Origin of the sequence: Rhodohalobacter sulfatireducens (genome assembly GCF_022012475.1) — a bacterium.
Classification (GTDB): Bacteria; Bacteroidota; Rhodothermia; order Balneolales; family Balneolaceae; genus Rhodohalobacter; species Rhodohalobacter sulfatireducens.
The window spans coordinates 61,672-83,704 of the sequence record NZ_JAKLWS010000019.1; the positions used below are offsets into that span (position 1 = coordinate 61,672).

The following is a 22,033-nucleotide window of genomic DNA, read 5'->3' on the forward strand; positions in this document are numbered from 1 at the left end:
TCACATGAAATAATCTTTGATGCCTGGTTAGTTTAGAATTACTTCAAAAGTGGGAAGCTTAAACTATGCAAACTTACGAAGGATGGACTTATATACTTGATAAACTTTTTCAGACCTCAACAATCTAAACCGTAGAACCATGAATACTGAATATGGATCATATATCCACCCCGAAACACTCCGATTTGAACGACTACTTCCCAGCCCTATCGAACGAGTCTGGGCTTTTCTGACTGAATCAGATAAAAAAGCAAAATGGCTGGCTGACGGAGATATTGAACCAAGGATCGGTGGAAAAGTGGAACTGCATTTTTATCATAAAAACCTCTCTGAAGAGGAAGATCCGATTCCGGAAAAATACCGGGAAATGGAAAACGGTGCCTCATATACGGGTCGAGTCACTCAATGGGATCCCCCTCGTTTGTTAAGCTATACCTGGTTTGAAGAAGACCCCGATGATCAATCGGAAGTTACCTTTGAACTTATTCCTCAGGAAAATGACAAGGTGTTATTAGTGTTGACACATCGGCGAGTCGGTGATAAACGTAACATAATCATTGGTGCACTTGCAGGATGGCACACTCACCTGAATATCCTGGCAGACCGTCTGGCTGGCAACCAACCCAAGGGGTTCTGGAAGGTTCACACAACGGTTGAGAAAGATTATGATCAACAGGTCAGTTAGTAATAATCAAGTAACTGTTACAAGTTGACTGAAAAAATAAAATTCATAACTAATCCACCTGTTAATCAGTAATTTCGGGAACCTTTAAATCTGCTCCGAGCTCTTTATTTAATCCTTTGATAAAATGTGCTGCCAACTTTGGAGACTCTTTTTCTTCATTTTGGTGTATGAAAAAGTGTACGTTTTGAATCCCTTGATGTTGCCATTCATTGAGTCTCTCTACCCATTCATCCAATCTATCGTAATCAGATGGCGCATTTGCTCCCACATAACGAACAAAAGCTTCACCATTTGTTAGCCTCATATGGAGCAATTGCCTGTAAGCAGCCGTATCACAAATAAGATTTGCAATGCCATTATCTTCTAATAACCGGTACAGATCGTCGGCCACTTCTTTGTCGTTGAACCAATCAGGGTGTCTGAACTCCATCGCCAAGGGTATCTCTTTTGGCCAGAGTTCAACAAAAGATTCAACGCGATCAAAAAACTTGGGTGCAAATTTATTCCGAACCTGCAGGAAAATTGTTCCCAGTTTGTCCTCAAAATGTATCACACTGTCCAGGTAGTTCTCAACCGGTTGCTCAATATCATTCAACCATTTCAGGTGACTTATATATCGATTGACTTTCGGAAAAAACTTAAAATCAGCCGGCACTCTGTTATACCAATCACGGATTTGATCCTCAGGGAAATCTCGGTAATGTGTGGCATTTAACTCGATCGAGTTAAACTGACGAGAATAATAATACAATTCATCTTTGGTCCCCCGCGGATAAAACCCCTTTAAATCAGAACGTTTCCATTTAGCACAACCCACATAAATTTCCGGTTTTCCATTTTTATTTTCCGTTAAAACTCGTTTCGTTTCGGGATGATCATCCGGTAGTTTTAAATGTAGTTCTTTGGGATTATCAACACTGCCAAACTTCATTGATGTATAGTTAGATTTAGAATGATGAAAATTTAAAATTTGAGTTATAAAGTATTGATTATTCAACTCAAATGGATGACATTCAATTGACTGCCACGAATGATTTTCAGCGAAAATCTGCTATACAAATTGAATGTAAATCTTAGGTTCTTAATAGAAACCCGATGTGGAGTATCACTGAAAAAGAATCAACTAATCAGAGTTTAACATTCGGTATTGACGAAGATGGAGACCCAATTTCCAATCAATATTTTTTGGAGTTGTTAAGCAATTCACAACCCTTCAGGAAGTTTTACAATGGATTTTTAGCTGATTCTGACTATGATGCATTTTTTTGGGAAAACAGACCCATCACCAATCAGAATTTAGAAGTTAATTACGAGTGTAACATTATAAATAGTGACTTCTTAGCAAGCAGATCTCCGGATTCACATACATTCCGTCAATATTTTGACAGTAATAAAAAAGTAGTAACCTTTCCTAATCTTGGAAATGATGCCCAATTAATTGCCCCCTGCCCTCAAAAAGAAGATAACTGCTATACACATATTGGCAGTTTCGTGCGAAAAGCAGATGAGGATCAAATAGACAAGTTTTGGCAAATCACCGGGCATGAAACTCTGCAAGCAGTAAACAGTAAACCCAAATGGTTGAGTACATCGGGACTCGGTGTTTTCTGGCTGCATGTCCGTATAGATACGATACCAAAGTATTATCAAACGAAGGAGTATAAAAAATTATAAACTTAAAACTGAACAACTTATCATGAGCATCCTCAGAATTATTTTTGCAATTATCCTCCCTCCTCTTGGAGTTTTCTTAACGGTTGGTATCAAACCGGCTTTTTGGCTGAACATTCTGCTGACAATTTTAGGATTCCTACCGGGAATTATTCATGCTGTTTGGGTGATTGCTAAAAACGATTGATTTTTATATCAAATAGATTTCAGTTAGAAATAGTGCGCTTCAATCCTATTATAAATGGAATGCGGTCTGCTGAATATGGTTAATTGAACGCCTCACTCCACTTACCGCAATCCTGATGCCATATTTAACTATCAACTAATATTTCAAGAAAAACGAAAAACAAGACATTATGGATATCCAAAACAAAACAGCCATCGTAACCGGAGCCAGCAAAGGTATCGGACTTTCAACGGCAAATGCATTCATTGATGAAGGCGTAACAGTTGCATGCTGGAGCCGGACACCACCTAAAGAATTCTCTCACAGCAATTTCCACCATTTCGAGACAGATCTCACAAAAGAAGATTCCGTTGAGGATTCCTATCAAAAAACCGTGGATAAACTTGGTGACATCTCAATCTTGGTCAACAACGCGGGTGTTGGCTATCGCGGACGAATGGAAGATACCCCTTCAAGACAATGGCGATACCTTTTTGATCTTAATGTACATGGCATTTTCTACGTCACGAAACGTGTGATAACAGGAATGAAGGAAAGAAATGAAGGGCATATCATAAACATCGGTTCAGGTGCAGGAACCAATGGCATTCCTCAAATGAGTGCTTATTGCGGCACAAAATATGCTGTAAATGGAATCACAGAATCTCTACATAATGAGTTGCGAGATTATGGTGTGAAGGTTAGCTGCATATCTCCTGGATCCGTGGATACCGGATTTTCATCTTCCAACAAGAACAAGCTGCAGCCCGGGGATCTTGCATCTGCAATTGTTCACATGCTGAAATGTCCGAAAAATTTCCACTATACGGATATCCAGGTGAGGCCACTTCAACCCTAAATTATTTGACTTTCATAGGGTATCGATAATGATTAAAGCCATCTCTATATTCTAACCATCGAATTCATTTTTTATTAATAACTAATCAATAAATAATTTTACCTATGAAAAGGTGCGCTTTTTTATCTATGGATTCTCTGAAAGATTTTGTGTGTTACGACCAGCTTCTTTTTGAGCCCATGGAGAGATTAGGCTGGAAAGCTGAACAGGTTTCTTGGCGTAATCAACAGGTGGACTGGAATGATTTTGATGTAATCGTTATCCGAAGTCCATGGGACTATCACGAAGATCCCGAAAACTTTTTCCATACTCTCCGAAGAATCGAAAACTCCTCTGCCCTCCTTGAAAACAACCTCTCTTTGGTTGAGTGGAACAGTAATAAACGATACCTTTTTGACCTGCAAAACGGTGGCATTGATATTGTACCAACCCTGTTGAAAGAGAGCTTTGACGGCCGGGAGTGGGACACCTATTTTGAGCATTTCTCTACTGATGAGATTATTATCAAGCCAACGGTCGGTGCAAGTGCTGTAGATACCTTTCGGATGAAGCGCGAGGACGGAGATAATTATCAATCCAAGCTGGAATCTCTTTTTTCTGATCGTGCATTTCTTGTTCAGCCTTTTATCCCGAGCGTGATCACTGAAGGAGAGTTTTCACTTTTCTATTTTGGTGATACCTACAGCCATACCATCTTAAAAACTCCTAAAACCAATGATTTTCGTGTTCAGGAAGAGCATGGGGGACGTCTGATGCTTGTGGAACCTGAAAAGAAACTTCTTTCTGCGGGTGATCAAATTCTCAATCTGATTGAACCTGATCCTCTTTACACCCGAATTGATCTCGTTCGATCTGAGAATAACCAATTCCTGTTGATGGAACTGGAACTGATTGAACCTTCGCTCTATTTCAACATGGATCCGGAATCACCCGAGCGATTTGCCACTGTGTTTGACCATTGGACAAAAAAAACTGGGGTGAGTTTCAGGTAATCAACTTTTCAGACCGTAATTTCACCGGATTGTACCTTCCAAAGCTGATGGTAAATCCCATCCTTCGAAATCAATTCATTATGCGTGCCGGACTCAGCAAGTTCTCCATCCTCGAGAACGAAGATATGATCGGCATGACGAACCGTTGAAAGACGATGTGCGATAATGATGGTTGTGCGGTCTTTTGAAATTTTGAAGAGTGATCGCTGAATAGCAGCTTCGGTTTCGTTGTCAACGGCAGATGTTGCTTCATCTAAAATCAAAATGGGCGGATTTTTGAGAATGGCCCGTGCTATTGAAATTCGTTGGCGCTGACCCCCTGAAAGTTTCTGTCCCCTTTCACCCACGATAGTGTCGTATTCTTCATCCAATTCCATAATGAAATCGTGGGCTTCGGCCATCTCAGCCGCTCGTATTACATCTTCTTTAGATGCATCAAAGGAACCATAACGAATGTTTTCGATCACGCTTCCGTGGAACAGAAAAACATCCTGGCTCACCAACCCGGCAGATTTTACCAAATCGTTGATTTTATACTCGCGAATATCTCTGCCATCTAATAAAATTTGCCCACCTGTTACATCATAAAAGCGCATCAGCAATTTAACCATACTGCTTTTCCCGGCACCTGTCGCTCCTACAATTCCAACTGTATCGCCTGCTCCAATAGTAAGATTCATGTTTTTTAATACGGGTCCGCCGGAACGATATCTGAAATTTACATTCTCAAACTTATATTCTCCTTCAACCTGTTGCGGTTTGATTGGAACAGTACCATCCGGCAGTTTCTCTTCGGTATTCAACAAACCCATAATACGTCTTGTACTTGCCATAGCACGCTGATAGAGATCAAAGGTTTCTCCAAGACGGGTGAGCGGCCAAAGAAGGCGCTGCGTTACGAAAATCAATACACTGTACAAGCCAACTTGCATTTCACCATCCAGTGTTTGGAAACCGGCAAAGATCAGGATGGCAATAAATCCGGCCATAATCAGCATGCGAATTAACGGCACAAATGCAGAACTGAGCCGAATCACATCTTGATTTGCTTTCTTGTATTGATCTGAAAGATTTGCAATTCGCTTATTTTCATGATCCTGAGCTCCGAAACTTTTGATGGTTGTCATCCCGCCCAGATTATTCACAAGCTGAGAGCTCACTTCACCGGCTTGATCCCGAACTTTACTGTATTTTGGTGCCAGTTTTTCCTGGAACCAGACCGATCCCCAGATTATAAACGGCATCGGCACCAATGCCATCCAACCAATTTGCGGTGCTGAGAAGACAAAGATAGACCCAATGACAACAACCGTGATAAACACCTGAATCAAATCATTGGCACCGTGATCCAGGAAACGCTCGAGTTGATTTACATCATCGTTCAATATTGCTATCAAATCTCCTGATGATCGATCTTCAAAATAGGCCATCTCCTGTTCCTGCAGATGACTATATGTATCCGTCCGCAGACTGTCCTGTGTAAACTGGGCAAGATCTCTCCAATAGATTTTGAACATATACTCAAAAATGGATTCAAAAATCCAAATTACCGCTGTAACACCCGCCAAAAACAACAACTGGTCGGCAGGGTCAGAAATCCCATATCTGCCAAGAAGACTCTCCTGCCCTTCTACTACAATATCAACCGCTACACCGATGAGAATCGGCGGGGCAAGATCAAACAATTTATTTAGAACTGAAAAGAGTGTAGCAAGCCGTACTTTCTTTCGATAGGGTTTGAGATAAGAAAGTAACTGGGCGAGAGGGTGTTGGCCCTTATTGGGATTTTTCTGCATTACAGCGGTTCATTAAAGAGACGAAAAGCCTAATCTATAATCGGGTAACTTTTCGCGTAAATCATGAAGTGTGAAATTAACAAGTCATCCGATAACTTTCGAATTGTTTTATTCTATAGTTGGCAAAAGATAATATCGGAAAGTCAGAAACAGCATTAAATCAATTAAAATTATTTAAGGAGTGTCCCCTTTTGAAGGGGATAATGAGGGATGACAAAAATGGAATTTGATCAAATTAGTATGATGCCAAGTGAAAACATTTAGAAGTTTACCCATCCCTTACTCACTCTGTTCGCTCTCCAACCTCAAGAAGCTGTAAAAAAGGATTAACAAATGTATCAGTCAGTTTTGTTGCCACGAGGACACAAAGCCACGAAGATACACGAAGTTCAGTAATAACAGTCTTTTGGCCTTTGTGAACCTTCGGGCCATCGAGCCTTCGTGGTAGATCTCACGAATCTGATTTACTTTTGAATCTTTATTTTCTCACAGCCTATCAATGGGGGATTTTTACTCCGTATAAGTATCCACACGCTCATCGGAAATTACTCCATTCCAGTTGAGGCCGAAGCCGAAATCGTAGCTGTTGCCCTCAATATCTACATGGGTTTCCATATCGTGAGGTGTGTCTTCGGCTTGATTTTCAACAGTCTCCATATCCGCAGGCATTTGTAGCGGGAGCAAAGCAGAAGGTTCATGAGCGCCGGAAATGACATCCAGAAGAGCCTGGTCCTGAACACCGAAGTGAACAATAATTCCATCTACTATCTCCTCAAATTCTGAGAAGACCATTGGATTGGAAACATTAATTGCCACAATCACCGGCTTGTCACCCATCGCCTCTCTGGTTTCAACCACTCTGTCGAGATCAGATTCATTCACAGTTTCAACAGTTTGTCCGCGGTATGACCGGTTATCCGAATCTTCCAATGGATCACCACCGGCCAAACTTGGATCACGGGCTTCAGTTGCTGTATATGGGCGATATTGAAGACTGATGGGAACATATTCAGCATTCTCGCTGTCATACCCCCGTCCGGCATTCGGGCTTTCAATAAATGCAATGGCAAAGTCAGCTTCATCCGGGTTATCAGTCAGATTATAATACTGATTCAAAATCTCTTCACTCACCGGTAACTCGTCCGTTGCTGGAATAGGCATGCCAATAAAATTTGAACTTTGTGGTCTCGTCCTGTTGGGGACATACACTGTCAATTGATCTTCAACCGGTAATACGTTCTCACTATTCTTGAGCATTACGATCGAATTCAACTGGGTTTCAAATCCCTCTTCCATAAAATCAGGGTTTCCAACTATTTCACTCGATACTTCAGGTACCAAATATGGATTTTCAAACAAACCTACTCTGAAAATATTCTTAAGAAGTCGTACTGCAGAACGCTCAAAGCGCGCACGCATGAACTCTTCACCATGTTCTTCAACCCCAATTTCATACGCCTCAACAACGGGCCCGGCTTCATTATTTCCTCCGAATTGATCGCCGCCGGACATGATTACCCGGTAGTGTCGTTCAGCAACCGTCAAATCTTCAACTCCCCAGGGCTTGCCATCTATGAATGAATCCATCACGTTATGATCACCGGTCACACCCCAGTCTGTACAAACCACGCCATCAAATCCATATTTATCTCGGAGGAGTTCCTGGATAATATAATCGCTGTAGGCATTGGCAACATCCTCGTCTTCTGGACTTTGGCCGACTGAAATCGTGTAATACGGCATCACAGCTGAGGCCATTCCTGTTTCGCCATTGAGATTAAAAGCCCCTTCTGTAAATGGAATGAGCATCTCATCAAAATTATTTCCGGGATAAACGGCGTACTTTCCAAATCCATAGTGAGCGTCACGTCCGCCCTCCCCGGATCCACCGCCCGGCCAGTGTTTGACCATTGCATTCACACTTTCATACCCCCAGCCGCCGGAAATCTCTTGCTCTTCTGATGAGCTTTGAAATCCATCAACATAAGCTCTCGCCATATCCGCTGAGAGTTGAGAATCTTCGCCAAATGTACCGCTAACCCGCATCCACCGAGGATCCGTCGCCATATCAATCTGTGGAGAAAGTGCGGTTGTAATTCCCAACGCCCTGTATTCAATCGACGCAATTCTTGCGAACTCTTCCGTTGCATCTGGATTAAATGTGGCAGCTAATCCCAGCGATCCCGGCCACATGGAGATGTCGCCACCGGCTCCTTCATTGAATTCTGCATCAGCGGCTGTTTCATGTCGCGGATCGGAACTGGTATTCATTGGGATACCAAGGCCAAGCCTCTCAACCAACGACTGAGCATTGTTGTTCCACTGAGCGGCCACGGCAGGACTCTCTACCGTTGTGATGAGTACATGGCGAAGATTATCATCCTCTAAAAATTGCTTCTGCTGATCGGTTAAGTCTGACGGCTCAGCCCCACTTTCACTGAGTGGAGATCCGTTATAGGTACCCCCTCTGAAGCCTCCCTCTCCGGCAGGAATCGATTGATGAGCACTGTACAACATGAGTCCGGCAATCTGCTCGACAGTCATTTGTGAAGCCAGGTCTTCTGCACGCTCATCTGTCGAAAGTCGCCAGTCTTCGTACGGATCTAATTCTCCATTCTTATTTAAATCTTTAAAAGCCCCTCCATCAACTTGCAAAACTTCCACGCCGGAATTGAGAGAATGACCGATCGTTGGACCATTCGAGTGATGGATAAATTCAATATCCCCTGCTTGTTCTATGGTTTGTTCACCATATTCATTACAGGAGACAAGTGCTGTGAATAAAAAGGATAGGGTGAGAAGTAACGGAATTTTTCCACTTAATTTCGTACTCATGTTCAGTAGTTTGAGTTCATTATTTTTCATTGTTACAATTTATGAAAATAATTCACTTTTTGGACATGAGCCCTACTGTTTTTGCACTTTTTAAAATCCACGAAGTTTTTATGATCCTTTCAAATCATAAGAAAGTGATATACAATACGTAAAAACCACGACGTCAGAGAATTCACAAAGGACACAAAGAATCACATGGAGATTATTCTTATCACATAATTTCTCTCTGTACACCGTGAAATCTTTGTGCCGTTGTGGTTAATTCATTATCAACGCGAGCTTTTAGTTATTTCTATCAATGAGACTCCCGTTTCACTTCACTTCCCGACTTACCAACCAGGAAATCAAGATCGGCTCCAAGATGAGCTTGCTCCACATGTTCGATATACAGGTTTACATATCCCCTGTCAAACTCATGTGGCGGCGGGTTCCAATTCTCTTTGCGCCTTTCAAGTTCCTCATCAGAGACATCCAGGTGGAGCCGGCGATTATTCACATCCACCTCAATCATATCCCCGGTTTCAACGAGTGCCAAAACACTCCCGGTGTACGATTCAGGTGAAGCGTGCAGAAATGCTGTACCATATGCGGTACCACTCATTCGTCCGTCTGAGATGCGGACCATATCTTTTACTCCTTTTTCAAGAATTTTCTTCGGAAGCCCCATATTTCCAACCTCCGGCATTCCGGGATATCCTTTCGGACCCACATATTTGAGTACCATAATACAGGATTCATCAATATCCAGCTCAGGGTCATCAATTCGTGCTTTATAGTCCTCAATTCCTTCGAAAACCACGGCTCGTCCTTTGTGCTGCATCAATTCAGGTGAAGCTGCAGATGTTTTGATGACCGCTCCATCAGGACATAAATTTCCTCTCACAACCGTCGTTCCGCTTTTCTCCTGGAATGGCTCATCAAGTGTAGCTATTACATCCCGGTTATAGCATTCGGCATTTTTATTATTTTCGACCAGGCTATTTCCGTTGGCTGTTATCACATCAGAATTCAAATGTTTACTCATCTCTTTGATTACCACCGGCAAACCGCCTGCATAGTAGAAATCTTCCATAAAATGATCGCCGGATGGCATCAAGTTTACTAAAAGGGGAATATTACTTCCGTGCTCATCAAAATCATCTAATTCAAGGTCTACCTCCATCCGACGGGCAATCGCCATCAGGTGTATGATAAAATTGGTTGAACCACCAACGGCCGCATTAATTTTGATGGCATTCAGAAATGCTTCACGCTTTAAAATTTTAGACATCTTCAAATCATCATTAACCATCTCTACAATTTGTCTTCCACTTTCATGAGACAACACTTTTCTTCGGGAATCAGCCGCAGGTATCGCTGCATTTCCGGGCAAACTCAACCCAAGCGATTCCACCATCGACGCCATGGTTGAGGCCGTTCCCATTACAGCGCAGTGCCCCTGGCTGCGGCACATTGCCCCTTCAGCCTCAAGCAGTTCCTCATCACTGATTTTTCCTGTTTTATGATCCTCAGCAAATCGCCAAACATCGGTCGTACCAATTTTCTTTCCTTTGAAATATCCCGTAAGCATCGGCCCCCCGGAAACCACAATCGTTGGAATGTCTACACTACAAGCTCCCATTACCAGTGATGGCGTGGTTTTATCACACCCGCACAAAAGAACAACTCCATCCAAGGGGTTTGCCCGTATTGATTCCTCAACATCCATGCTGGCCAAATTTCTGTACAGCATAGCCGTAGGCCGTATTATGGTTTCGCCAAGTGACATCACTGGAAACTCCAATGGAAATCCGCCCGCTTCCCAAACCCCTCGTTTCACGGACTCTGCAAGTTCACGCATGTGGGCGTTACACGGAGTTAGCTCCGACCACGTATTACAAATTCCAATGACCGGTTTACCCTCAAATTCATCCGAAGGAAAACCCTGGTTTTTCATCCAGCTTCTATAGATAAATCCATCTTTCCCGGTTTTACCAAACCAGTCTCTGCTTCTGAGATCCTTCTTATTGTTATTGCTCATGGAGTTAGTTTTTTATGTTCTTAAAATTTTAAAATATTTGTTCTGTAATAACCTGTCAGCATATCTGCTTTTCGATTTCTGACAGCGTCGCAAAATGTTTCCAGAACCATATCTCTGGCAGGACTTTCGCTACGCTTCAGACTCTGCCAGGTTGTTCAATTAGCCATCAAACCGATCCACCGGACGTCCACTAAATGGCAAATCAATACTAAAAAGCGAACCCGAAAGTGGCGCTTTCTCAATTTCGAATTCATCCATATGCTCGCGACAAGTTGTAATGAACAGAGTTTTGAAATCTTCGCCACCAAATGTGCAAGAAGTTGGTTTTGGAACCGGTAACAAAACCCCGAACTCAATATGACCATTTTTCGGGTTGATTTGAATTACTTTTCTCCCGCCATAAAGCGCAATCCACAATTTATCGTTGGAATCAATTGTCATCCCATCAGGATAACCCAGATCATCCGCAAACTCATAAATTATTGACCGATCTGAAATTTCACCGGTATCTATTTCATAGTGATACGAATATAATTTTCGGGCTATCGTATCGATAAAATAGAACCTATCATTTTGTCGATTCCAAGCCATTCCATTGGGTATAGTCAGTTGATCCAGCTTTTTCTCAACGTCCAGATCCGAGTTCATACAAAATAGATTTCCGGACCCTTCCTTTAAATCATAATCCAGGGTTCCCAGCCAAAATCGCCCCGCCGGATCGCATTTACCATCGTTTGATCGGGTCCCGTCACCAATAGTAAAATTATTTTCTACAGGGGTGATAGTCTCAGATGATTCATCAAAAAAAGCCAACCCGGATTGAAGTGCCAATACAAGCCCATCCTCTTTTCGCAAAGCTGCCGCTCCAATATGTTCTCCTACAGGGAACGACTTATTTTCTTTCGATGCCGGGTCATAGCAATTGAGTGTGCATCCGAGAATATCTACCCACCAGAGTTTTTGGTTGATCTCATCCCAAACCGGACCTTCACCCAAATGGGCATCTGTTTGATATTCCAGTTTTGCATGAACTGTTGAGGTCATAATTATTCTTTTTTACTTCCACCTACTTTGATTCCAAGTCCACCATCTATACGAATCGGTTGTCCATTTATAAACGCCCCTTTTTCACTGCATACAAATGCCACTAACTCACCGATCTCCTCCTCCGTAGCCATACGTCCGTTGAGATGTAAATTTTCAGTCTCTTTACGTACAACCTCCGGGTTTGGAGATTCCCGGAATGCATCTCTATTCATCGGGGTGTCTACACCGCCGGGACAGATTGCCACGCTCCGTATATTGGGAGCGTAATCCACGGCAATACTTCTAGTGAGGCCAATCAATGCAGATTTTGTGGCGATGTACGCAGCCACATTTGTCTGTGCAACAAACGCCTGTACGCTCGACATATTGACAACCACACCATCGTTATTTTTTTGCATATGAGGAATGCAGTGTTTGGTACATAGAAATGCACCTTTCAGGTTTACATTCATCACAGCGTCCCAATCCTCTACCGATGTATTGGTAACGGAAAAGTATTTTAAAATTCCTGCATTATTGACGAGGTAATGAATCGATCCAAAATGACCGTAAATTTTCTCGACTGCATCCTGCACCTCTTTTTCGTTCGAGATATCGCATTTTACAAACAATGCACGATCGCCTAATTTCTTCACAAATTCCGGGCCGGTTTTATCGTCGACATCCAAAATCGCTACATTAGCTCCATCTTGATAAAATACATTAGCACATCCGGCACCAATTCCTTTAGCTCCTCCGGTAATAACTACAGTCTTGTTCGTGAATGACATTAAATTGTTTGTCGTTTGTTGTCAGTTGTTCATTGTAAAATCTTCAATTGTATTGTATTTAGCTAACTTTTCTCTGCCAAGGAGTAAGTACCAGGTTAGTCATCGGATGAGTGTTTTATCCAATAACTTTACTTCCAGCATTTCATACTCATCCGATGACTCGACAAAAGATTTTGCCATGCACGCCTCAGATTCATTTTTTCGCCAATGCGTAAATACCGTTTCCCTTCTCATTTTTGGTAAAGAGATCGGCGAAATTCAATAGCAAACAAAATGGCATAACAATCGGGTAGTAAATCAAGAGAGGAATCGCTGCGAACAGTTTGATTTTGTTGAACCAGATCATTGGCCATTTGACGGAGAGAACCCAAGCTTTATGGCCCCAAAATCCATATGTATAGTGTGGCTCTACGGAATTAAACCCGGCGGATTCTAACTTTGATGTTATCTCCTCCTTCGAATACCCGGGACGGGCATGTTCGCCTACAAACGAATCGTCTTCATCAGCATCTTCTTCAGAAAAATGAGAGGGTGAATGCATTAAAAAATATCCTCCATCTTTGAGACATTTTTGAAGATTTTTCATCACGTTTACATCGTTCTCAATATGTTCCAGGACATCAATACAGATGATAAAATCAAACTTTGTGTCAGATGAGAATTCAAGCAGATTTGCCTCATAAAACTGAATTCGCTTTTCCTTGATCTCATACTGAAAATAATGCCTGTTATCCTCTAAATAATCCTTTTTTACATCCACTGAATGGACCTTCACGTTTTTAAATTGGGAGAGAATAAATCGATCATATTGACCAAACCCGCATCCGGCATCCAACAAGGTCCACTCTCCTTTTTGGTTTAGTTCCGCCCCCTTCTTTTTCAACATTCGACGAATATGCCAGCTTCGCAGAAAAAAAAGATCCAGCAAAAAATAGAAGAGTCTTCTGAGCCACCTTGAATTTCGAATAATCCCGGCAAACCGATCTTTTACCGGGTCATATGCAATTTTACTCATAATCCTTTTTTCTCAGCGATCCCCGGTTTTTCCTGCTTCACCTGTCCCTGGTTGTAGATCTCTCCAAGAAATCCGATGGAGAAGAATTGAACTCCAAGCAGAATTAACAGAATTCCAAGAAACAGCAGCGGCCGATTACTCAGAGACTGGTTCAAAAATATTTTCAGGTAAGCAAGCCAGCCGCTGATGCCCAAACCAACAATTAAAAATAACACTCCCATGGAACCGAAAAAGTGCATCGGCTGCCGCATGTACCGGTTCACAAACAGGAGTGTTAAAAGATCTAAAAAACCATTCAGAAAACGGGAGATCCCAAATTTTGTCTTTCCATATTTTCGTGGGTGGTGGTTTACCACTTTCTCCCCAATTCTGTCGAATCCTTTCCACTTGGCCAGCAATGGCACGTATCGGTGCATTTCACCATAGAGATAGATGCTATCAATGACTTCCTTGCGATATGCTTTTAAACCACAATTGAAATCGTGAAGGCGAATGCCGGTTGTAAATCGTGTCACTGCATTAAAAAATCGTGAGGGAATCGTTTTGGTTATGGGATCGTGACGCTTTTTTTTCCAGCCACTTACCAAATCATAATCGTTTTTTAACATCTCAATAAGAGCCGGGATTTCCTGTGGATCATCCTGAAGGTCGGCATCCATCGTTACTACATATTTGCCCACTGCTTCTTCAAAACCAGTCTGCAGCGCATCACTTTTCCCGTAATTTCTTCGAAATCGAATCCCTCGAACACGGGATGAGTTTTGATTCAAATCGGTTATCACTTCCCATGAAGAATCTGTGGAACCATCATCCACAAAAATGATTTCAAATGAATAGTTATCAATCGCCGCTGCAATTTTTTCAGACAGTTCAGCTAATGATTGCTCCTCGTTGTATAGAGGAATCACGACACTGATATCCACCGAATTAGAATCTTTCGCGTTTTTATTCATACATTAAAAGCCGACAAAAGCTTGCAGGTGATTGTTGATGTACTGAATGATTAAAGGTTAAATCTTAAACCTGAAAATAATAGATTTCGATGCCATGAAGAAACTGTATTATTCAATTGGAGAGGTTAGTGAAATTACATCGGTCGAACCTCATGTTCTAAGATACTGGGAAACCATCTTCAAGGATCTCTCACCCCGAAAGAATAAGGCCGGTAACCGAACCTACCGCGAGCAGGATATTACCCTGATTTTAAAGCTGAAAGATCTCATCCAAAATAAGAAATACAGTACGGCCGGGGCTCAAAAAAAGCTTGAAGAGGAAAACTCAGGCGAATCTGCTCCAAAGAAAAATAGCGAACTCCCTGCAGAAGCCAAGAAAGACCTGAATGAGGTGAGAGTATTTTTAGAGAAGTTGAAGGAGAAGTTGTAAAGTATATTAAATTCTTCAGTATTGATTTTCCTACACGAATCCTGATGGGGCGTTTTTATCTATCTAAGCAGATCATCAATCAAATATCGAAAATCTCAAAATCTCTACATCAATGTTCCATTCATCGGATGAATGGATTTACCTATTGGCTACATTTTATCTCAAACCACTCATCCGATAGATTTTTTACTCCTTAGCAAACCGTGTCATTAACATAAACAGCAACTCCGCACAGATTAAGATTGACACACTCACTAAATGTAAAACCTGGAAAGCTGCCGGCATTCCGAATTGCTCCATTCCCACTCCCAGAAATATTTGAAAAATAATCAACGCGGCAATGATCCAGCCGGTTGTTTGTAATCGGTTCGGTACCCCTATCTTTCTATTGTAATACAAAAGTCCCACCGCAAGGATCACTACCAGCCACGAAAAACTGCGGTGTACAGCATAGATCCAACCGGTAGTATCTATCCAGGATTCGCGCGGTAATTCCAGTACGTTTTTAGCAAAATCAACGGATTCGCGCACTTGTGTTCCGAGAACCAACTGGGACATTGTGAGTAGAAATATTCCCCCTCCCAGCCAAAGCAGATCTCTCTTCACATTTCTTGGGATCTGAATCTGCAAACGTTCATTCATTGCCCGAAAAGCAGCGTACAGAAGTATTGAAAGTATAAGCATCGCAACAACCATATGGATCGTAATCATCCCGGCTTGAAGCCCCGATCGCACAACCTGTCCGCCCAACCATCCCTGGAAAAGAACAAGGACAAACGCTACACCCGAAGCCACGGTAATTATTGGTTCTTTTTTTCTGTACTTAAACGAGATAATAAACGTTGCCGTGATCAACAACCCGATAACAATGCCAATCAGCCGATTGATATATTCCAACCAGGTATGAACAGGGTTAAAAAGTGAGGCATCGTAACCTGCAGGTAGATCAGCAGCTGTTGTTGGCGGAATCCACATTCCAAAGCATTGAGGCCAGTCCGGGCATCCCAAACCGGCACCGGCTGCACGAACGAGAGCACCGACAAATATCAATAATATTGTTGCACAAACCGTAGTCACGGCTGTTTTTTGATAGAGGTTCACTTAATTTCTGGTTTCTGGTTTCTGGTTTCTGGTTTCTGGTTTCTGGAAAAAATGTATTCAACTGATAACATTTGCAACTTGAAAGATACCGGTTACGAGCAAAGATTTTTTTAGAATTTTCAAACCTAAACCTTAAACATTACACTTTGAATCTGGGACAAACTCCGGGTAACATCTCAATTTCAAATTGATTATTTTGTATGCGTTAAAAATTTTAGCGTCTGATGAACAATAGCATTAGCAAAAAATTATCGGTTAAAGATTTTCTTGGCACTGCAAGTGATTACTATCAACTAACGAAGCCGGGAATAACGTTCACTGTCGTTGCAAGTATGCTTATCGGCTTCTTGATGGGTTCAGCAGGAAGCGTGAATTTCATTACGATGATTCATGCCATCTTCGGAACATATCTTATTGCAGCCGGAACTGCAGCTCACAACATGTTTATGGAGCGCGATCTGGATGGTATTATGCGCAGAACCAGTCAGCGCCCTTTACCTGCTTACAGGATTGAACCCCAAAAAAGCCTCATCTTTTCAATGAGCCTGATTATCGCCGGGCTCGCGTACCTGCTGCTATTGGTAAATCTCGTTGCCGGATTGGTATCACTTTCTACAACAATCATCTATCTCTACGCTTACACTCCTCTAAAACGAATTTCTGCCCTTAATGTATTTGTAGGAGCTATTCCGGGAGCTCTGCCTGTTGTTGGCGGATGGGCTGCTTCTACCGGGACTATTTTTGAGCATGGCATGTGGATTCTTTTTGGCATCATCTATTGCTGGCAAATTCCACATGTGATGGCGATCGCCTGGGTTTGCAAGGACGATTACGAACATGCAGGTTTTAAAATGTTGCCCAAAAATGACCCGTATGGCTGGAAAGCTTCACTTTGGATTCTCATTCCACTTATCATTTTAATCCCAACTGTGTATAAGCTTTATGTGATGGATTTAGTGAATTGGCTGTATCTTAGCGGATCACTTATCACAACGGCTGCATATCTTTATTATGGAATACGGTTTACAATATCTCGTGATAGATCCACTGCTAAGGCTTTGATGTTTTCATCTTTTGTTTACCTGCCTCTCATATGGATATTTATTTTTGCTGATTGGATGATCCTATAGGAACCGAACTTAGACATAGATTTTGATAAATTAGAAAATCCATTTACTTAAATTTTCTTATCAAAACTTCTGCCAAATAACATGATATAGAGACAATGAGGTGTGTAGGATTCTCTACGCTGCCTGTTGGAAATACTGAGCTTCCACTTACATGTAGATTCTGGATCCCTTTTACACTTAAATCTTGTTCAAGAACACTTCTGTCCGATTGATTTGAATAACGAGTTCCACCCATCAAATGAGCAGCATCTGTGTAGTTTACAGGATTCAGAAGGTATTCAGAATCATAGGTGAGCCGGCAGTTTAAACGTTGAAGATAGTCTTCTAAAAAGCTATAAAAGTTTAGCACCTCTTCGAGCTCAATTTTATGCATTTGATTTATAAGAACTGGTATTGGTAAACCGTTTTTATCTTTCTCATTCTTTAGTTTTAAATGATTTTTCTCTCTGGGCCGCTGCTCACAATAGGTCATTATATTAAAATTCAGCTCCGGGTCATCGTTAAAATAATTTTCCAAAATTGTATTCACACGACTTCTTTTTCTTATCAACGGCCATGCTAAGAGCTGACTGGCAAACGATTTAAAAACACCTTTTTCTCTAGCCAGTAATTTTCTAAATGAATATTGAAACGATTCATAGGGGATGAAATCGATCAGTGTATTCAGCCGGCTCCGACTCTTCATGAAATTACAGTAGGCTCTACAATTTCCCGGTTCATTTCGAACACCGGTTTTGTAGAACCCCCATCTATCTCTTTTTATTTGATACTTGGAAATAGCTGATTCATCAGTAAGCCTCTGTACATCTCCATGCCAAATCCGGGGGTGATCCATCATAAACCGGCCCAAATTCTTCAACTCGCATTTTTGAAATTCAGTCAGCTTCTCCCGAATCATTAAAAGCAATCTTACATTCTCAATCGTGCCCATTGCAAATACAAAACAGTGCGATTCTATAAGAATTTTTTCTTGCTTTCTATTCATAAATGAGAGCTCTTGGATCTCTTTCTCCTTGAATACCGGATCTCCAACACAACTCAAATTATAGTAAACCCCAACGTTGTTATTTTTATCAAACAGATGGGACTTATCATTAAATCTCTCGGTTTTCTGTGCCCAATAGGCGTATAATTCCCCGTCATTGTGCTGGTGATTATTCTTTATGGAAGGATCGATTCCAAAAGTTTTAAATGCATCATCATAATATGGCAGTACATTTTCTAGTAATCCTTCCCATTCCTTGTCTAATGATTCCTTGAAAACAAAAGGGACGACTCTTCCCGTCCATAGATTTGCAGTTCCACCAATTTGACGATTTCTCTCACTTTCACCATCCCTGTAGATAAAGTTTGATTTGATATCCAGGCAGTTCAGATCATTCGCGCGATCATTTTTCTTTAAACCTCCACTTTCAGCTATAACAACATTTAACCCGGAATTTCTGAGCTTAACTGCCAAACTAATACCCGCCGGACCTGCTCCGACAATACAAACATCAGACTCAATCTTTTCTTGATGAATATTATTAGCATCGAATAATTTCATTTATCATTTACTTGGTTCCAATAATCCAGATATTTGAAGGCATCATACTGTCAATCACCCTATCCTCATCACGTCTGTGCCCGTCATATTGTTTCTTGACTACAAAATCCAGAAGCGGTAGCGACCACGCCAACAACTCAAGGAATGGTTTGAAAATAATATTAATCTCACTTTGTAAGAGGATTCGCTGACATAAAATCCCAAGAGTTCTAAATGGACCGCATGAACCATTTATATCGATATGACTCCAATCAAATTTATTCATCAGCTGTTCGGCTCCGTAATGGGTTACATGGAAATAATTTTCAGGTCCGCGATGAACTGAAAATACACTACTTGCCGCTATGTAAACTTTCCCGTCTGGCTTCAAAGCAGAATGACACTTTTCAATCAGTTTTGACGGATCTTTCATGTGTTCAAGAAGGCCCATGCAGATTACAGAATCATAAGCTTCGGATGGATAATTATCAAAATATTCCAGGTATTTATCGGTCTCAAAAAGATGGTGAGGCATCTCATCATAATCATCAAAAATTTTTGCATGATCGAACTCACTAAAAACGATTAGGGCTTTTCCATTAGAATCGACCAATGTTGAAAACCTCTCAAGATCTCGGCTGGTGATCTTTTGTTTGATAAACATATGCTTATTTGCCAGGTACCTGACCTTACCTAAGTAATACTTTAAATCTTTTTCTGCCATTTTCTATCTCTTATTCTAATCTTCGATTGCTCGAATTAACCGTGTAGCCGCAACCGTCCATGTACGATCTTCCAAAAATTGATCCGCACCTTTTGGTGACCATGAACTTACATAATCTGAAATTTTTGCCTGAATCTCTTTTTCAAATGTATCAACTATAAAGCCCAGCCTTTCCTTTTTGATGAGTATAGGCAGAGCACCAAAATTATGCGCTACAAGTGGTTTTCTTTCGTTTGTCGCAACATATACTGTGTATGGTACAGACAGATCACTAAGGCTCCGGTAATAAAAATCGATTTGATCTGAAATGTACGATTCATTGACTTCGAAAGAATCATCAATGAATAATATATACGGAGAATCCTGCATTCTCTTCTTTGCGAGATCAAATTTTTGGCCAACGGGAAAATCACCAATAAACACCAACCCAACGACTTTATGAGGAATTTTACTTGATTTCCCCACAATTGTATCTGCTAACAAATAGTGTAGTTTCTTCCTTGCAGGCCCTGAGACACATAAACCAATTCGGACAATCTCTCCCGACTTTTGTAACTGGTTCTTAAAACCAGTTATCCGGTTTTTTAGATCAACATTTTTTCGATTGTAAGTTACACGGCCCGGTATCCCAAAACAGAGCCAATCAATTTTATTACAGTCTATTCCATTTTCCGCAGCTACTTCCTGAAGGTTTGGATCTGTAACCATTACTTTTTTGGAGGCGAAATGGATGATTTTTCTCCTAAAAGCGATCAAGCGGGGATGATACTGATTCGTCTCTCTGTCGATATTGTGCAAAATCCAAAGGATTTTGGTTCCCAGCAATTTACAAACAAAAATGATGAGAATATCTCTTGATAAATATAGTATTGAATGATTCAGGGATTTATGATCATTTAGATATCGAAAAATGAAAGCATCAATTTTTTCCCTTTTAAAATATCCTGTGAGTAATATTTTTATATGTGATAAGAAGCGGTTCTCCCTTTGCACTACCTCATAGTTGAACTTCTTTAGCTCGGCTCCCCAAAGATCTGTTTTAAAATCATTGACAAAGAATAATATTTTCTTCCCAAATTTTCCGCTCATCTCACCCCGGAACTCGTAATATTTGATTCAGATATATAACATCTTATCAAAGAATATGGTAATCAATTTCCGAATATTGGAGAAATGAAGTTTTTAGATGTCTCATTAGTCTAACCTAATCAATCATTCTCTGATTGAAACTGACTCCCCTTAAACACTTTCATCAGATAGAAAAGAAAAGGTAAGATAATACAGGAACCGATTATCAAGGCCAATAGAAGTTGCCAAAGTGTAGCATCAGGGGCTACTGAATTATAAAAAGTAATATCTGCAGCCCCTGACTGACGAATTACAACCGGCATCTGAACCCAAAACCAAGCTAACATCACTGCTATTGCCTGCCCTGCTCCCAACACTCTCGATAGAATGATTTTCTCTTCCTTCAGGCTCCACCATAATACGGGAATCAAAAAAGTAGCGGTTACAACCATAAATACAGCAAACCAGGAGTTGATATACATGGAGAAGAGCGGCAGCCCGTTAAATTCAGCAGATGTAAAAACAAGAATACCTGAAGCTACGGATATTGCATTCAACGTTTTGGCCGAGGTTTTAAATTCTCTGAATTCAAATATGTCTTCCGTTTCTCCGATCATATAAACGTCAGCCAGGAAAGTAAATAAGATAATTGTAAAAATGCCCACAGAAAATGAGAACAGATTCAGCCACGGTGCGATAAATCCATCATAAAAAGAGACAGCACTTGGGGTGATATTCCCAAGCGCAACGGCTCCAACTACGATGCCTAAAAACAGGGGCGTGATGATACTCGATATTTTAAATACCCAATTGAAAACAATGTTACTTTGGTCCTTGATGGCATCGTAGTGCATATAAGCAAATGCAGTTCCCCGAAATACGATACCAATAAGCATAATGAGCAGCGGAATGTGAAGATAAAGGGTCAATGTTGAATAGATTTTCGGAAATCCCATAAACAGAATGACCACGACAAGAATCAACCACACGTGATTCGCTTCCCATACTGGGCCTATGGCATGTGCTATTGTTTGCCGATTGATGTTCCCGGTTATCATTTCCAGAACTCCAGCCCCAAAATCTGCTCCGCCAAACAGAACGTAACACACGATCGAAAGAACCAGGAAAAATATGATGGCTTCCATTAACATGTTTCTGGTTTCTGGTTTCTGGTTTCTGGTTTCTGGTTTCTGGTTTCTGGTTTCTGGTTTCTGGTTTCTGGTTTCTGGTTTCTGGTTTCTGGTTT

20 protein-coding genes are annotated in these 22,033 nt (G+C 41.2%); 7 read left to right on the forward strand and 13 right to left on the reverse strand.

Going from position 1 to position 22,033, the window contains the following annotated elements:
- Positions 1–139 precede the first annotated feature (139 nt).
- Positions 140–685 carry an SRPBCC family protein gene (locus L6773_RS13935; RefSeq protein WP_237855048.1) on the forward strand — a complete coding sequence of 182 codons (546 nt, stop codon included), beginning with the start codon at positions 140–142 and terminating at the stop codon, positions 683–685.
- Between the two features lie 61 nt (positions 686–746).
- On the opposite strand, the gene L6773_RS13940 is transcribed toward L6773_RS13935, so the two are convergent.
- The gene (locus L6773_RS13940) at positions 747–1,616 is read right to left on the reverse strand and encodes a DUF72 domain-containing protein (RefSeq protein WP_237855049.1); all 870 of its coding nucleotides are present in this window, start codon (positions 1,614–1,616) and stop codon (positions 747–749) included.
- 164 nt (positions 1,617–1,780) lie between these two features.
- On the opposite strand from L6773_RS13940, the gene L6773_RS13945 reads away from it, so the two are divergent.
- The 4 genes from L6773_RS13945 (at position 1,781) to L6773_RS13960 (ending at position 4,373) form a co-directional block, all read left to right on the forward strand.
- On the forward strand, positions 1,781–2,359 hold the full coding sequence (locus L6773_RS13945) for a DUF6940 family protein (RefSeq protein WP_237855050.1): 579 nt from the start codon (positions 1,781–1,783) through the stop codon (positions 2,357–2,359).
- 22 nt (positions 2,360–2,381) lie between these two features.
- On the forward strand, positions 2,382–2,543 hold the full coding sequence (locus L6773_RS13950) for a YqaE/Pmp3 family membrane protein (protein ID WP_237855051.1): 162 nt from the start codon (positions 2,382–2,384) through the stop codon (positions 2,541–2,543).
- Between the two features lie 169 nt (positions 2,544–2,712).
- Positions 2,713–3,381, forward strand: coding sequence for an SDR family oxidoreductase (locus L6773_RS13955; protein ID WP_237855052.1), 669 nt, complete (start codon positions 2,713–2,715; stop codon positions 3,379–3,381).
- A gap of 104 nt (positions 3,382–3,485) precedes the next feature.
- A complete protein-coding gene (locus tag L6773_RS13960; protein WP_500809307.1) occupies positions 3,486–4,373 on the forward strand; it encodes an ATP-grasp domain-containing protein in 888 nt (295 codons plus the stop codon).
- Between the two features lie 8 nt (positions 4,374–4,381).
- Here the strand turns inward: L6773_RS13960 and L6773_RS13965 are convergent, their stop codons facing one another.
- The 7 genes from L6773_RS13965 to L6773_RS13995 all read right to left on the reverse strand — a co-directional run bounded on the left by L6773_RS13965 (position 4,382) and on the right by L6773_RS13995 (position 14,809).
- A complete protein-coding gene (locus L6773_RS13965) occupies positions 4,382–6,169 on the reverse strand; it encodes an ABC transporter ATP-binding protein (RefSeq protein WP_237855054.1) in 1,788 nt (595 codons plus the stop codon).
- A gap of 510 nt (positions 6,170–6,679) precedes the next feature.
- Positions 6,680–9,004, reverse strand: coding sequence for a glycoside hydrolase family 3 protein (locus L6773_RS13970; protein WP_237855055.1), 2,325 nt, complete (start codon positions 9,002–9,004; stop codon positions 6,680–6,682).
- A gap of 295 nt (positions 9,005–9,299) precedes the next feature.
- Complete coding sequence (locus tag L6773_RS13975; RefSeq protein ID WP_237855056.1) at positions 9,300–11,024, reverse strand: IlvD/Edd family dehydratase; 1,725 nt, start codon at positions 11,022–11,024, stop codon at positions 9,300–9,302.
- 159 nt (positions 11,025–11,183) lie between these two features.
- Entirely contained in the window at positions 11,184–12,068 is an 885-nt protein-coding gene (locus L6773_RS13980) for an SMP-30/gluconolactonase/LRE family protein (protein ID WP_237855057.1), read from the reverse strand.
- A 2-nt stretch (positions 12,069–12,070) separates the two neighbouring features.
- A complete protein-coding gene (locus L6773_RS13985) occupies positions 12,071–12,841 on the reverse strand; it encodes an SDR family NAD(P)-dependent oxidoreductase (protein ID WP_237855058.1) in 771 nt (256 codons plus the stop codon).
- Positions 12,842–13,034: 193 nt separating this feature from the next.
- Complete coding sequence (locus tag L6773_RS13990; protein ID WP_237855059.1) at positions 13,035–13,856, reverse strand: class I SAM-dependent methyltransferase; 822 nt, start codon at positions 13,854–13,856, stop codon at positions 13,035–13,037.
- Positions 13,853–14,809 carry a glycosyltransferase family 2 protein gene (locus tag L6773_RS13995; protein WP_237855060.1) on the reverse strand — a complete coding sequence of 319 codons (957 nt, stop codon included), beginning with the start codon at positions 14,807–14,809 and terminating at the stop codon, positions 13,853–13,855. The genes L6773_RS13990 and L6773_RS13995 overlap by 4 nt, the downstream gene beginning before the upstream one ends.
- A gap of 94 nt (positions 14,810–14,903) precedes the next feature.
- On the opposite strand from L6773_RS13995, the gene L6773_RS14000 reads away from it, so the two are divergent.
- On the forward strand, positions 14,904–15,239 hold the full coding sequence (locus tag L6773_RS14000) for a MerR family transcriptional regulator (protein ID WP_237855061.1): 336 nt from the start codon (positions 14,904–14,906) through the stop codon (positions 15,237–15,239).
- 186 nt (positions 15,240–15,425) lie between these two features.
- Here L6773_RS14000 and L6773_RS14005 read toward each other — a convergent pair whose 3' ends face one another.
- Positions 15,426–16,340, reverse strand: coding sequence for a COX15/CtaA family protein (locus L6773_RS14005; RefSeq protein WP_237855062.1), 915 nt, complete (start codon positions 16,338–16,340; stop codon positions 15,426–15,428).
- 224 nt (positions 16,341–16,564) lie between these two features.
- Between L6773_RS14005 and cyoE the strand changes: the two genes are divergently transcribed.
- The gene (gene cyoE / locus L6773_RS14010; protein ID WP_237855063.1) at positions 16,565–17,470 is read left to right on the forward strand and encodes a heme o synthase; all 906 of its coding nucleotides are present in this window, start codon (positions 16,565–16,567) and stop codon (positions 17,468–17,470) included.
- 43 nt (positions 17,471–17,513) lie between these two features.
- Here cyoE and L6773_RS14015 read toward each other — a convergent pair whose 3' ends face one another.
- The 4 genes from L6773_RS14015 to L6773_RS14030 all read right to left on the reverse strand — a co-directional run.
- Entirely contained in the window at positions 17,514–19,016 is a 1,503-nt protein-coding gene (locus L6773_RS14015) for a GMC oxidoreductase (RefSeq protein WP_237855064.1), read from the reverse strand.
- Between the two features lie 7 nt (positions 19,017–19,023).
- Positions 19,024–19,719, reverse strand: coding sequence for a class I SAM-dependent methyltransferase (locus tag L6773_RS14020; RefSeq protein ID WP_237855065.1), 696 nt, complete (start codon positions 19,717–19,719; stop codon positions 19,024–19,026).
- A 15-nt stretch (positions 19,720–19,734) separates the two neighbouring features.
- On the reverse strand, positions 19,735–20,517 hold the full coding sequence (locus tag L6773_RS14025; RefSeq protein ID WP_237855066.1) for a hypothetical protein: 783 nt from the start codon (positions 20,515–20,517) through the stop codon (positions 19,735–19,737).
- 410 nt (positions 20,518–20,927) lie between these two features.
- Positions 20,928–22,033, reverse strand: a 1,106-nt coding sequence (locus L6773_RS14030) for a cytochrome d ubiquinol oxidase subunit II (protein WP_237855067.1), incomplete at its 5' end; no start/stop codon positions are given.